Annotated in this window: 10 protein-coding genes; 3 read left to right on the top strand and 7 right to left on the bottom strand. The window is 48.9% G+C overall.

Annotated elements, in window-relative coordinates; all coding sequences use genetic code 11:
* Positions 1–3: 3 nt before the first annotated feature.
* From F459_RS0115480 to F459_RS0115455, 6 genes are all read right to left on the bottom strand, one after another.
* Positions 4–1,086: a hypothetical protein gene (locus F459_RS0115480; protein ID WP_020613630.1), complete on the bottom strand. Its 1,083-nt coding sequence runs from the start codon at positions 1,084–1,086 to the stop codon at positions 4–6.
* The gene (locus tag F459_RS0115475) at positions 1,083–2,036 is read right to left on the bottom strand and encodes a tetratricopeptide repeat protein (RefSeq protein WP_245540196.1); all 954 of its coding nucleotides are present in this window, start codon (positions 2,034–2,036) and stop codon (positions 1,083–1,085) included. The genes F459_RS0115480 and F459_RS0115475 overlap by 4 nt, the downstream gene beginning before the upstream one ends.
* Before the next feature lie 42 nt (positions 2,037–2,078).
* Entirely contained in the window at positions 2,079–2,741 is a 663-nt protein-coding gene (gene rpe, locus F459_RS0115470) for a ribulose-phosphate 3-epimerase (RefSeq protein ID WP_020613628.1), read from the bottom strand.
* Between the two features lie 104 nt (positions 2,742–2,845).
* Entirely contained in the window at positions 2,846–5,179 is a 2,334-nt protein-coding gene (locus F459_RS0115465) for a xanthine dehydrogenase family protein molybdopterin-binding subunit (RefSeq protein ID WP_020613627.1), read from the bottom strand.
* Positions 5,172–5,627 (bottom strand): (2Fe-2S)-binding protein, encoded by a 456-nt coding sequence (locus F459_RS0115460; RefSeq protein WP_020613626.1) that lies wholly within the window; start codon positions 5,625–5,627, stop codon positions 5,172–5,174. The genes F459_RS0115465 and F459_RS0115460 overlap by 8 nt, the downstream gene beginning before the upstream one ends.
* Positions 5,624–6,415 carry an FAD binding domain-containing protein gene (locus F459_RS0115455; RefSeq protein WP_020613625.1) on the bottom strand — a complete coding sequence of 264 codons (792 nt, stop codon included), beginning with the start codon at positions 6,413–6,415 and terminating at the stop codon, positions 5,624–5,626. The genes F459_RS0115460 and F459_RS0115455 overlap by 4 nt, the downstream gene beginning before the upstream one ends.
* A 153-nt stretch (positions 6,416–6,568) precedes the next feature.
* On the opposite strand from F459_RS0115455, the gene F459_RS0115450 reads away from it, so the two are divergent.
* The 3 genes from F459_RS0115450 to F459_RS0115440 are packed head-to-tail and all read left to right on the top strand — an operon-like array spanning position 6,569 to position 12,300.
* Positions 6,569–7,531, top strand: coding sequence for a tetratricopeptide repeat protein (locus F459_RS0115450; RefSeq protein ID WP_020613624.1), 963 nt, complete (start codon positions 6,569–6,571; stop codon positions 7,529–7,531).
* An 18-nt stretch (positions 7,532–7,549) separates the two neighbouring features.
* Entirely contained in the window at positions 7,550–10,234 is a 2,685-nt protein-coding gene (gene greA, locus F459_RS0115445; protein WP_020613623.1) for a transcription elongation factor GreA, read from the top strand.
* Between the two features lie 32 nt (positions 10,235–10,266).
* Positions 10,267–12,300 carry a vWA domain-containing protein gene (locus F459_RS0115440; RefSeq protein WP_020613622.1) on the top strand — a complete coding sequence of 678 codons (2,034 nt, stop codon included), beginning with the start codon at positions 10,267–10,269 and terminating at the stop codon, positions 12,298–12,300.
* A gap of 40 nt (positions 12,301–12,340) precedes the next feature.
* On the opposite strand, the gene F459_RS0115435 is transcribed toward F459_RS0115440, so the two are convergent.
* Positions 12,341–13,621 (bottom strand): HEAT repeat domain-containing protein, encoded by a 1,281-nt coding sequence (locus F459_RS0115435; protein WP_245540195.1) that lies wholly within the window; start codon positions 13,619–13,621, stop codon positions 12,341–12,343.
* Positions 13,622–13,650: the final 29 nt, after the last annotated feature.

Genomic DNA, 13,650 nt, shown 5'->3' with positions numbered 1-13,650 from the left:
TAACTACCTTCGTTCGTAGGTCGCTTTGCGCTGGTCGAGGGTCGAGAAAATTTGATGTAAGACTTCAATATCCTCTTCGTTTACACTCTCTGGGTATGTAAGCAATTCATCTATTTTATCGATGAGGTCGTCCACCGTCGCCAGATCCTCGGTCACCTGGCCTCTGGTATCATCGGGCGCAATTCCTCCCATATCCACCGTTTTATTGTACAGCTCTTCAATATCCGATGATTTCTCCCCTGCGGAAGCCGAGAACCGGCTACCGCTGTAGAGACCGAAGGCAAGGGTGATGTCTCGCTTTTCACCGGGAGCCACTTTTTTCGGAAGATAATAGTAGCATACGGCCGAGTCGTTTACCGAATAGGGTAACATATTGAAGTTCCTTGAGGACTGAACCGAAAAATTCCAAGTATTCTCCTGAAGCCGTTTCCAGTTTGCAAAAACTATCCTATCCGGAACCGACAAACCTCGTCCCTGCACCATTCCCTGCAATCCACCAAAGCCGGATATTTCGGAGGGAGAAACCCAGTAGCCGGGCTGCATCGCCGTATATTCGGTTTCATTCTGTATAGCCAGCCCCCCGTCGGTGACAAAGTGGCGCGAGTTTTCCTCTCCCAGATAGGTATCGAAAAGATAATGTACTCCTATTGTCTGCGGCCTGTCGGTAATGTTGGTTATGCTAATGGTTATTGCGAAACCATCGCTTAAGGGTGAGTTTTCCGATTCGACAAAGCGAAAGGCTTCTTTTACCGTAAAGGCGTTGGACTTCCACAAGAAATAGCCGCCGCCCGCCTCCTTCCCCACACTTAGCGAAAACCCTGAAGATTCGCCCATGGAGTAAATTCTGTTTCCGACAAGAAAACCGAAACCCGTGGTCCTGGGATCCCGGGCAAAAAAGAAGGGGATATAATCGCCGGAGGCAGCCGTCTTTTCATAGTAAGCAGCGAACTTTCCGTTGTTTTCGTTGAGAACGAGCTTTATTCGTCCATCTTTCAACTCAAGAGCCGAAAGCAAAGACAAGGATGTAAAGAAAAAAAGTATGATGGATATTGCCATCAAAAGCCTTCGATTCCTCATGATCTTCATTTTCCCTCCTCCTGGTCGAGGAGCCACTCAATATAGAGCTCTTTCAGGGTCAATGCCTTCATTTTTAATGATAGGAGCTCTTCCCTCGAATCGGCCGTTTCAGGGACAGGAGATGACATAGATCCGACTCCTTCATTGATCCTTTGACTAAGCTGGCTAATTTGGCGTTTAAGATCGGCAATTTCCTGCTCTTTTGCATCGAGATCGGAAGAAAGCTCCTGCACCAGAGCCTCTTTGTCGTTGGCAGTAAGGGCCGTGAGCTTTCGTTGGTATCCGGAAATGGCCTGGTCGTACATCTTCTCCCGCCGCTGAAACTCCTCAAGGGCTGAAAGATACTCTTCATGACTCATCTTCAAAAGCCGCATCAGCTCTTCTTCCCGCTCTTTCATCTCTATCAGCGAAAGCCGGTATCTCGATGCTTCGACCTTGAAGCTGGCGGGGTAATCGGTGATGATCAGATTGAAAATTCGCTGGGCCTTTTCCAAATGACCGAGGGCAAAAAGCGATTCGCCGATCCAGTAGTAGGCGTTTGCAACAAATTCATGGTCCGGGTAGGCTTCGATAAAATCGTAAAGGGCACGTATTGCATTATCGAAATCATTTTGCAGAAACAGAAGTCTGCCCTTCCAGTAGCTACCCTCCCGGTAAAAACTACTTTTTGGGAAATTCTCGAGAAAATACTCAAGATCCCGGGCCGCATCATCGTAATTCTTCAGAGCCATTTCGGAACGGGCCAACCAATAATAGGCAGCCCCATGAAGCTTTTGCGCATCATTGTCGAGAATAACTTCGCGGAAACCAAGAAGCGCATCCTGATAGGCTCCCGAACCGAAGGCCTCCAGGGCACTTTTCATGCGTCCTGCTCCAGCTTCCTGTGCAAAAAGAGGAAGCGAACCGGCGATAAACAACAGGAGCAGGAACGGCACTATTCGTTTGCTTTCTGACATCATCTACTCTCCCGTTCCTATATATCGGCCTGTACGGCCGCTTCTTTACGAAGAAAGAGCGGCTTTGAGAAATCGAACCTCTTCTGCAGGATCTTTAGCTGTAAAAAAGGCACTTCCGCTTACCAGGAGATTGGCTCCGGCCGATACTGCGGCCCTCACCGTATCCCGGTTGATGCCTCCGTCCACGGAAAGAAGAATCGGCGAGGCCCCCTCGAACATGGTTTTTATCTGTGTGACCTTCCTGAGGCAACCGGGAATGAGCTTCTGCCCTCCAAAGCCCGGGTTTACGGTCATGACCAGAACCAGATCAAGATCTTCAACCAGCTCGCTCATGGCAGAGGCCGGAGTGGAAGGGACAAGGGATATGCCGGCTTTCACCTTTGCATCCCTGATCCTTTGGATAAGGCGATGTGCATGGGTAACGGCTTCAAGGTGAAAGGTGATATAGTCCGCCCCTGCGTCGATAAAGGCATCGACGTGGGATTCGGGATTATCGATCATGAGGTGAACATCCAATGGCAGTTTCGTCCTTTTGCGTATATCGGCCACCATTTTAGGGCCAAAGGTAATATTGGGGACAAAGTGTCCGTCCATCACATCGAGATGGACCATATCGGCCTGTGATACCTCAATTCGGTCGATGGCAGCTGAAATATCGCCGAAATCGGCGGAAAGGACCGATGGTGCGACTAAAGGTTGATTGTTCATACCCTAGGTTTTACCAGATTCGATCTCAAAAGGCAATCTGCCCGTTCCCCGGAAGGGAGAACAGGCAGAAAAGAGAGGGTTTATTACTTCCTTTGGACAGATGTTCAGCTTTGTGCAGCTTCCCTGATTGCAGCAAGAACCTTAGGCGGAGTAAGGGGAAGTTCCCGAATTCTCGCACCTGTTGCGTTATAAATGGCATTGGCTATTGCGGCAAGCGGGGTGTCGATTCCAATCTCCCCCACCGATTTTGCGCCGAAGGGGCCGCTGGGTTCGTAACTTTCGGCAAACTCGACGGTCAGCTTCTTCACATCTTCCCGGGAAGGGATTTTGTAGTGCATCAGGTTATTGGTACGCAGATGCCCATTCTCTGTGTACTGGACATCTTCGTATAGAGCCATGCCGATTCCCTGCAAGAGCCCCCCTTCAACCTGAATTCTGGCCAACTGCGGGTTGATGGGTGTACCACAGTCAACCACGGCAACGTAATCCAGAACATCAACCTTCCCGGTTTCCACATCGATCTCCACCTCAACAAAGCCCGCCATATAAGGGGGCGGGGATTTTTCTCCTGAAAAGGAACCTGAGGCGTTTATGGTCTTCATGTTGAGCCCATCATGATACAGTACATCGAAGCTGAGCTCTTTGAGCGTGATTGTCCTGGAGCCGTCTTTTGTTCTCAGCTCCTTTCCGTCGAATTCCACCTGGTCGGTATCTACGGAAAATTTCGCCGCCGCAGCTGCGCACAGCTCTTTTTTCATGTTTTGTGCAGCCCTGATAACCGCATTGCCGGAAACATAGGTGGTACTCGATGCATAGGCGCCAACATCATAAGGAGTATGATCGGTGTCTGATGCGTAGACGATGATATCGTCACTGTCCACTCCAAGCTCTTCGGCGGCAATCTGGGCTAAAATCGTATCACTGCCGGTCCCCAGATCGGTGGCCCCCATGTGCAGCTTGAAAAAACCATCGTCCTGGAGTTCGAGATTGGCGGAACCCATATCGATCAGAGGAATACCGGATCCCTGCATGGCGATAGCCATTCCCTTTGCCCGTATCCTACCCGGAGCCACCTCGTAGGCAAGTCGTGAAGGAAGCCAGTCGATAAGCCGACAGCCTCGCTTGACGCAGTAATCAAGCTTGCAGCTTTCGACGATCATCTCAACCCCTTCACCGCCTTCGCCCATGATCTTGAAAACCTCACTGGTTTGACCTTCGGCGATCATATTCTTTTTTCGCAGCTCGACGGGGTCCATACCAAGCTTTGCAGCCAGTTCATCGATGGCAGATTCCAGGGCAAAGTTGCCTTGAATGGCTCCGTATCCACGATAGGCCCCTGCCGGAACCTTGTTGGTATAGACGATCTGTCCACCGAAACGTACAGCCTCAACCTTATTATAAAGCGGAAGTGTTTTGGACCCTCCGACCATGAAAACGGTCAGTGCGTGTTCGCCGTAGGCCCCGGTGTTGGAAAGAACATGCATGTCGATGGCCCTTATATGCCCATCTCGAGTAGCACCTATGCCTACATCTATTCGCATCTGATGGCGGGAAAAGGTGGCCTCAAACACCTCTTTGCGGCTTAGCACCACCTTTGCCGGTTTTCCCGTTTTAAGGGTCACCAAAGCGGCATAGGGTTCGACATGCAGGTGTTGCTTTGCACCAAAGCCCCCACCTATCCGCGGCTTTTGGATACGGATATTACGCAGAGGCATATCCAGGGCTTGGCCCAAAAGTCGTCGCGTATGAAAGGGGTTCTGTGTGGATGTGATCACATTCAGCCTTCCGTGGAGGTCGAGGTATGTGTATGCAGTATGGGGTTCAAGGGCCACATGGGCCTGGGCCTGAGTATGGTAGGAAGCCTTTATACGTACCTCGCTTGCTTCGAGCACCTTCTCCACATCACCAATCTCCATTGCATAGGCGGCGGCAATATTGCGTTTTGGTTCGAAGCCTATGGGAAACATGTCGTGGATCTCCGGTTCGGGATGAATGACGGTAGGATTATCCATTGCTTCTTCAAAATCCAGAACTGCATCGAGGACCTCATATTCGACCTTTACCAAGCGTGCGGCTTCGGCAGCACTCTCTTCGTCGATTGCCGCGACTATTGCCACTTCATCCCCCACATAACGGACATATTCATCCAAAATAAATTTGTCATGGGGACTCGGCTCGGGATGGCCCTGGCCGGCACGGGTAAACGGAATGCGTTTGACATCCTTAGAGCTCAGCGCCAAAACAAATCCTGAAACCTTTTGAGCATCACTCATATCCACCGAGACAATACGCGCATGGGCATGGGGACTGCGGATAATCTTTACCACCAAGGCATCCCCGCATGCCAAGTCGTCGGTATAGGCGGGACGCCCTGTGACCAAGCCCTTTCCGTCTATTTTGGGGCGTGCTTTTCCAACTTCATTGAAGTGCTTATCCACGGCAGGCCTCCAGATATTTTTTGATAGCGCGCAGCTGACCTTCGTAACCGCTGCACCTGCAGAGGTTACCGGCCAGGTAGTGTTTGATCTCTTCATCACTGGGGGCTTTTAGTTCCTTTTTCATGGCCATGACCGTAAGTGCAAGCCCCGGTGAGCAAAAGCCACACTGATCGGCTCCTTCGCCGACCAGAAATTCAGAAAACTCTGCGGCTTCTTTTTCCAAACCACGAATGGTGGTAATCTCGTGGCCATCGGCCTTTGCTGCCAAATAGGAGCATGAAAGGATGGGCAGACCATCGAGGAGGACGGTACATACGCCGCAGCTTCCGGTATCACAGCCCTTTTTGACTTCGGTGTACCCTGCGGAGCGAAGTACATCGACGAGCATGGCGCCCGGGGTGATCATGTGGACCTTTTCCTGTCCGTTTACAGTTAGGGTGATGGTCATTTGGCAACCTCCATAACGGCGCGCCTGACAAGGGGGAGGCAGACGCTTTGTCGGTACGCAGCATCTGCCCGAAGATCCTTTCCGAAGCTAAGTTCCAGTGCCGCTTTCCGGGCGGCCTCTTCCGCCAGCTCCAGGCTTATCTTATCGCGGTTTTCAAGCAGCTTTGCCCCATTTTTTGCAAGTCTGGCTGCTCCTGGCCTGGCCCCGACAGCAATACGCCAGCTTCCTCCCGCCTTGGCAGCCGCAACATTCAGAATGGAAAAATCCCCCTGCGTGTTGCGTATCGACTGAAATGCGCCTTTTGTGTCGACTGTGTCGATCACTATCTTCTCAATCAAAAACGCTTCTTTATGTGGTTCGAGGAGGAACTGTTCAAAGTCGACAGCCTCCCCGTTGTAGGGAAGGATACGTGCGTTCAAGGCCAGGAGGGTGGTATTCAGATCGGAAAACCCATATTTACCGGCTACGGTCCCCCCGATCGTGACGATATTCCGCATCTGCACACCGACAATGTGGGCGACCGTATCCTTAAAAAGAGAACCGAAGGTCTTTTCCAGTTCTGATGATGTCTCAAGTTCCCGTGCCGTTGTCATTGCGCCGATCTCGATATACGTATCCGTTTCTTTAATAAACCTGAGGTTAAGTAACGAGAGATCGATGGCTGTTTCAACGCGTCGTAAACTCATCCTGGACCATGCGCCTCCGCCTATGACAAAAGCATTTTTTTGGGTAAGAAGCGTATAGGCTTCATCAAGGGACCGAGGTCGCACATATGAAGACACCTCCATAGCCTTTCCTCCTCTTTAATATTTTTGTATCATTTTCATTATTGTACCATGGGGAAAGGCATACCGCAACAAAATGCAACATCCTGTTTCATGGTTCCACTTCATTGACTAAACCCTTGATCGTGTTATAATAAACGGATATACGGACCGGTTATGGGGAGCCTTTCCACGAAACAGCAACAACAGGAAATTCTTGGACGACGAATGACGGAAATACTCGAACAGATGAAAAGCGGCCGTTTTGAGGAAGCCGAGCAACAGCTTGAAGCCTGCCTTGAGATCGATTTCGAGCACGCCGATGTAATCTCTGCATTGAAATATGTAAAATTTTGGGGTCCCCGAGCCGCACGCCTTGAAACAATTACCGATGTCATGGAACGGGGGGAATATCTGTTTCGTGAATGGGTGAACTTTCTGAATTATCTTCGAAGCTGTGACTATCGTTTTGAAGGAGGAACTTATGCCTGCCGGCTCTGGCTTTTTTCCTCCGCTCTTGCATCTTACCAGAAGGCCTTACGAAATTCGGCTGTTCCCGATCCCGATGTACTGTTTCGCATGGGACGCTGCCTAAAGTCAACCGGAGATTATGAGCGGGCTGCGGAATTCCTCGAAAGTGCCCGCCAAAGCCGAAGAGAGGATGCCGAAATCATTGCCGAACTTGCCGATTGCTATGCTTTCTTGAATGAGACGAAAGCGGCAAAGGCCTTCTTTCGTGAGGCTTTTTTCATAAATCCGCTTGATGTGGACATCAATTTTATCGAATCAGAGTTAATCGTCCGGCTTATTGAAAGAATCCGCATTCTAGGCTATTCTGGTAATGAGTTAAAGGTGTGGCTGCCCGTATATGCTGTCCTTTATGGGGTGTTTAACATAAAGCGGGAGTTGCGCCCCCTTGAATATGGTCGCCTGAAACAGGCAATCTATTCCCTCGAGACAGAACTTCGGGAGCAGCGTGACGAACAACGAAGGGCGTTGCTTGTACCGGAACTGCTGAATCGGTACTTCTGGCTTATCGATCATTATATCGGATCGAAAGATTCCCGTGAGAATGTCGAGGAAGTGTTGCGGAAGATCAAGCTTCTTGATGAATCCGTGTATGAACAGTTTACCACATAAATCGGAGAAGAACAGATTATGTCTGAATTGCAGATGCAGAAAATTGGCGAACTTCTGAATGAGGAAAAATGGACCAGGGCCACCCTGAATAATTATTCTATTGGAAATTTTGAGGAGCTTGATGCCCTTATCGATGCTCTTGAAGATGAGGATGCCCAGGATGAGGCAAAAGAGCTTTGTGATGAGCATCTGACCCATACAAAAAATAGTATCATTGCACTTTATATTGCCGGTATTGTTGCACTGAGTAGGCAGCAGATTGATGATTCCAACCTTGTTAAGTTGATTAGCATCTTCTCGGACAACCATAAATGGACGGTTGTCGAATATCTGTGTAACCGTATCCTTGATTTCGGTGAAAACAAATTTGCTCTTCGCACATTGTCGGAATGTTACGACCATGAAAATGAAACGGAAAAAAAGTATGCCGTTTGGGAACGTCTGATAAAGGTTGACTACGAAGAAGCAGATATCGTCCGCCATCTCGCAGAGAAAAAGGAAGAGGAAGGCGAAATTGATGCTGCCGTCGACTTCTATAAAAAGGCAATTCATCGTTACATCAACAAGCGTCTTTTTACTCAAGTTAAGGATATTTGGCAAAAGTTGATCGAATATATCCCCCAGGAAGGGGATTTCTTTTTCCATATCGAACGGAAAGTTGCAAAGACCATTAGCGAGGAGCGTGCCGGCCAGTTGCTGGAGGCTCTCTACGCCGAATACCGTGCGGCCGAGGATTGGGATAAGTCCATAACGATTCTAAAGAGAATCCTCGGTTACGATTCCAAGAATCTCTGGGCCAGAAAAGAGATCGTCGAGTGTTTTAAACAGCAGTATAAAGATCATAGTCATCTTGATGAGTATATTCGTCTCTCCAATCTTAACCAAAATTGGAGAAACGTCCATGACGCCATCAACGATTTTGAGAAGCATATCTCCTTTGATGCTGGTAATTTCGTTTGTCACCGGACCTGGGGGGTCGGACGTATTCGGGAGATCAAGGGCGATTCGGTCATGATCGACTTCGCTCGAAAGCGCGGGCACGAGATGAGCCTGAAAATGGCGGTTAGTGCCCTGGGCAGCCTTTCTAAGGACCACATCTGGGTGCTTAAGGTTGTCTGGCCCAAGGATAAATTGCACGACAAGATCAAGAAGGATATCCCATGGGCCCTGAAGACGGTTATCAAAAGCTTTGATAATGCCGCCAATATGAAACAGATAAAAGCGGAACTGGTCGACAGTGTTCTGAGTCAGGGCGAATGGTCGACCTGGTCCACCCAGGCACGACAGGTCTTGAAAACCGATCCCTCCTTTGGAAATCTTCCCGATAAGGTCGATTATTTTGTGGTGCGGGATACGCCCATCAGTTTCGAAGAGAAAACCTTCAACCGATTTCGAGCTGAAAAGCACTTTTTTGGCCGTCTTAAAATCATGCGTGAATTCCTGAAAGACTCCGATCCCGAATCGGATTATTTCGGAGAGATGTTCGGCTATTTCGCAGGTTTCCTCAAGGCGTACAATCAGGTCAATGAACAGGTCGTTGCAAGTTATCTGATCATCAGCCGTTTGATTCGGGAATACCCTTTTCTCAACCCCGGGTTCTCCATAAAGTTCAAGGAGCTGATTCAGGAAATCGGCGATATCGAAGGAATGTTTCAGGCCATCGACGACTCCGATCTCAAAAAGGACTTCCTTGATCGTCTGAAAAAGAGCGTTTCGAACTGGCCCGACTATTTTGTGCGTCTTTTCCCTCATTATCTTACGCGCTATATTCCCGACGAACTTGAAAGCAGGGGTCACGATGAAAAGCTGAAAGAACTTTTCTCCAATCTGGTTGATCAATACCGCGACAAACGGGAAGCCTTTATTTGGGTCGCCCGCAATATCGACGAGAAAAGCTGGAATGAGGATTACGATATTTCATACGAAAAGGTATTGATCGGCATGGTCCACCTCTTGGACATCACCTTTCGGGAAATATCCAATAAGCGGGAAGTGGCGGAAAACAGAAAACTGAACCGCCAAATTCAAACCTTTCTCTTGAAAGAGAAAAAGCTTGAAGAATATATTGCAAAGTCAGACGAAGATTCCATTAATCGCCTTTTCACCCTTATCAATGATGTGAAAGAGCTTGATCCCTCGGTGAAGATTGAACTGAAGCATACGATTCTCGAACGCTTCCCCTCCTTCAAGTTTTACGGAGAAAAGGTAACGGAAGTCGTTTCCAGGGGTCTTATTGTCACCCGGAAGACCTTTGAGGCGAAGAAACAGCAATTACAGCACATCAATGATGTCGAGATGAAAGAAACCTCAAAAGAGATTGGGGCGGCCATCGAGCTTGGAGACCTAAAGGAAAATGCCGAATACAAGGCTGGAAAAGAGAAGCAGGAACTGCTGAATATCCAGATGCAGAAGCTTAAGGATGAGATAGATCGTGCCGTTATCTTCGATCCGGCCGATCGCGATACTTCTAAGATATCGTTTGCCACAAAAGTCACCTTGGAAAACCTCGATACAAAGAAGAAAGAGACATACAGTTTCTTTGGTCCATGGGAATCGAACCCGAACGAGAATATTATCAGTTATCTGAGTCCCTTCGGAGGTAAGCTGTGGAACCACAAAGAGGGTGAGGATCTTGAGTTCGAGATCAATGAAAGAGTCTATCATTATTCTGTATTGAAAATAGAAGCTGCGGAAATGCCATAAGGACCCAAAACGTTCCATATGGGGGAAAATGAATGAAAAAAAGGTCTGACGGAAGGCGGCGGGTATTGTTACCTGTCGCCATCTTTCTTTTGTTTAGCTTTTCGGGAAGTGGCGCTCTCACGGCCCAGTCTGTCGACGCGGTGGTTCTCATCGATACGTCGGAAAGCATGTTTTCATATTTCGATGCTACGCGTGACTACCTGATCCACCGAATCCTAACCGAAGAATTGAAGATTGGCGACAGTTTTCATCTTTTGAGTTTTTCCGATCGCCCCGAATATGAGATATCCCGAAAGCTAAAAGGGGTGGATGAGATCAAGGATGTTATAGCCCGGCTGATGCTGCTTCAGCCGCTTGGTCATTATACCGATCTCGTTGCCGCATGTAAGGAGTTATACGACTATACCTCGGATCTTCCTCTTGAGACCCAGAAAGAAATTTTTATCTTGACCGATGGTATTCATGATCCCCCTCCTGGTTCTCCCTATCCCGTTTCTTCAAGAAACGGGGAAGATGTTTCAGATATCGCCGCATCCATGCGGCGAAACGGATGGAAGGTCCATATCATTCAATTTCCAATTGTAGCTTCCGATGCTTCCATGCAATCGGACCTATCAGGTGATATTGCTCTTGCTTCCGATGATGATAATATCGCTTTATCTCCCGAGAACACTTCTTCCGATGAGCGTCTATCTATCCGTCCTGAAGCGACGCAGGAGGAAGCGGTGGCGACGGGCTCGGACTCTGGAACCGATCGAACCGATCAGGGACAGGAACCGGAGCCGGGAAATAACCTTTTACCTACCATCAGCGATAAGCTCGGGATTGAAGCCGTTCCATATAGTCCCGAAGACGAGGGTTTTGCCTACCGGGCAACGGGACAGCTCGAAATCGTTTTCCCCCGCACCCTGGGGAAAATAGGTGAAGAGTTTGTCCTTCCCCTGGATATACGAAATCATCTTGAAGGACCTGCGGCGGTGAAGATCAACGACCTGTTGATTAACGGCACCCGGTCTCTCGAAAAGCCCGTCTCCTTAGGACTGAATCCAGGTGATAAGCGACGAGTAAAATTAAATCTTTCCCTTCCTTCTTCCGTTCCGGAAGGAGATGGAACTATCGATGTAGAACTTCGTCTGGGTGATGCCGGACGTGCCTTCCCCAGGTCTTCGACTATTTCGGTGCGTGTCGTGCGAGGAGAAGGAATCGTTGGAAGGGGAACTCCTTTTCGCATGATTCTCTTTTTTCTCGTCGTGATTGTCGTCCTTGTTCCTGTGATCCTTTTCATCAGAAGGACATCGGGCAATAAAGAAGATAACAAAGAGGGCAGAGTCGACAAGGAAATTCATAGCGAAACGGAAGAGAGGGAGCGCGTGAGCTCAGTGAGCCCCAATATCCCGAAAATTGAAAAGCATACCGCGGCCCTTCCCGCTTTTAGAAACACTCCTGTTTCCCTTGACCTGCCGCAATCCCGGCAGACGGAGGGGATGCAAGAGGCTGTCGATTCGTTGCAGGCCTATCAGCGGCAGGAACGTCCTCTTCCCGAATTCTATAGAACAACAACTACGGTAGAGACAAAGATCCCTCCGAAGCTTCGTAGTACGGGTACCGTAAGCCTTTCTGCTTCTGCCCGTCATGATAGTGGTCTGTATACGATGAAAGAAATCGTCTCCGCACGTGCGCAGGGCAAAATTGCAGTGGAAATGGTGGTTCGTGATCAGAACCGTCTCATCGGACGTCGAAACATCAAATGGATGAAAGAGGGGGAAACCCTGAAGGTCGGTGGTGCCGCCTCTTCTCCTTTTATTATCTTCCTCTACCCTGTTCCCTCGTCAATTGGAACGCTCATCCGACAAGGGGAACAGTTCTTTTTCACACCTGAATCCTCCGATAGGTTTCCCGGATTTGGTAGTGGCGATATGCTGAAATCCGAGTGTATCGATATGCCAATTACCTTTGCGGTAAACGATGAGATCAGCATCGAGTTCCGCTTCCATCGCTGGATTTCACCGCTTGAATCTCTCAATCGTATGTTGCACATGATCGATGAACCCGGGTTGCCAAAATGAACAGGGGGAAAGCAAAAGAAAATTTTGGGGGCTGTTTTGTTTAGTTTCGAAGAGCTTCAAGAGTCGAGAGAGCCTGTTTTCTAATTAGGGCATTATTCTCTTCACCGGTAAGCTTTTCGACCTCTCCTTCGAGGCTTGTTATTTTGTTGATTCTGATACCGGAAAGGGCGGAAAGAACCATCTCCTGTCGATCAGTGAGCGCGAGCATTTTTTTGTACATATCTTCTAGGCTATCAGATCTTGTCATTGATAGAATCTTGGCGGTCTCGGTGATAATTGCCTTTTGGCGTGCGTCTTCTGTCACCTCTTTTACTATCGAATCCACAGCAGAGAGGGCTTTCCCTTCGTCACTTTTCAGTAGAGCGGTCAGCGATTGAGATCTGATTTCCATCGGGACCTTGTTGTCGAGGTAGAGTTCTACAAGGACGGCGGAGGCTTTGCCGCTTCCTATTTCCCCCAGGGCGGCAACGGCAGCGGATCGAACATTTTTGATATCTGGGTCACTCTTTGCCTTATAGATCAGAATATCCACCGCATCTTCCGACTTGCGTTCACCAAGGGCCCTGGCCGCCGCCACCCTCACGCGCCAGAACGAATCACGTAAGGCCTGAATAAGTGCCTGTTCGGCCTCCTGGCCATCGAATTTTGTCAGCGCAGCGGTTGCCCTGCTTCGAAGAATAGGATCGCTGCTGCCGAAGACCTCCATCAATGCTTCGAAACTGGAATCGCCGCCTATTTCTCCCAAAGCCGAGGCGGCACGCCAGCGAATCGATTTATCCTCTCCCTCGTCAAGGAGAAGATCAACAAGTGTGGAAACCGCATGTGCATCACCAAGCTTTCCTATGGCGCTGATAAGTTCGGCGCGTTTGCTGTCGGAAAGGTCGGAAGAGTCAAGTTCTTCTTCAAGTAGTTTAGAAAAAGAGCTGTCTCCCGAATCCCCGATTGCTGAGACAGCGGCAGTGGATATTCGATCGTTTCTGTCAGGAAGAAGGGTTTCAGCAAAGAAGGTGGTAATTTCCTTTGTCTGGCGCTTTTTCAGATAGCTAATCGCTGCCGATACGAGATCAAAAGATGTATCCTGATCCCATTCTTCGCTGAGAGTTGAAAAGAAAAGATCGCGTCCGGAGTCGAGATCCAGGGCATCAAAGTATGAGATGATCTTTGCCTTGACAGCTTCATTGAGACTTGATCGATAGAGATCCAGCAGCTCCTTCTCAAAGCGATCATCCTTCTCCTTTATGATGGCATCAATAACGTCAGAAACTTCACTATCAATACCATATGCGATCGTCTCTTTTCGTTCTTCGTAGACGCTTTTCATATCGCCTTCCTCGGCATAAAGGAGGACAA

This window comes from Sediminispirochaeta bajacaliforniensis DSM 16054 (assembly GCF_000378205.1).
Classification (GTDB): Bacteria; Spirochaetota; Spirochaetia; order DSM-16054; family Sediminispirochaetaceae; genus Sediminispirochaeta; species Sediminispirochaeta bajacaliforniensis.
The sequence above is the reverse complement of the archived record's forward strand: the minus strand, read 5'-3'. Positions and strand labels throughout refer to the sequence as shown.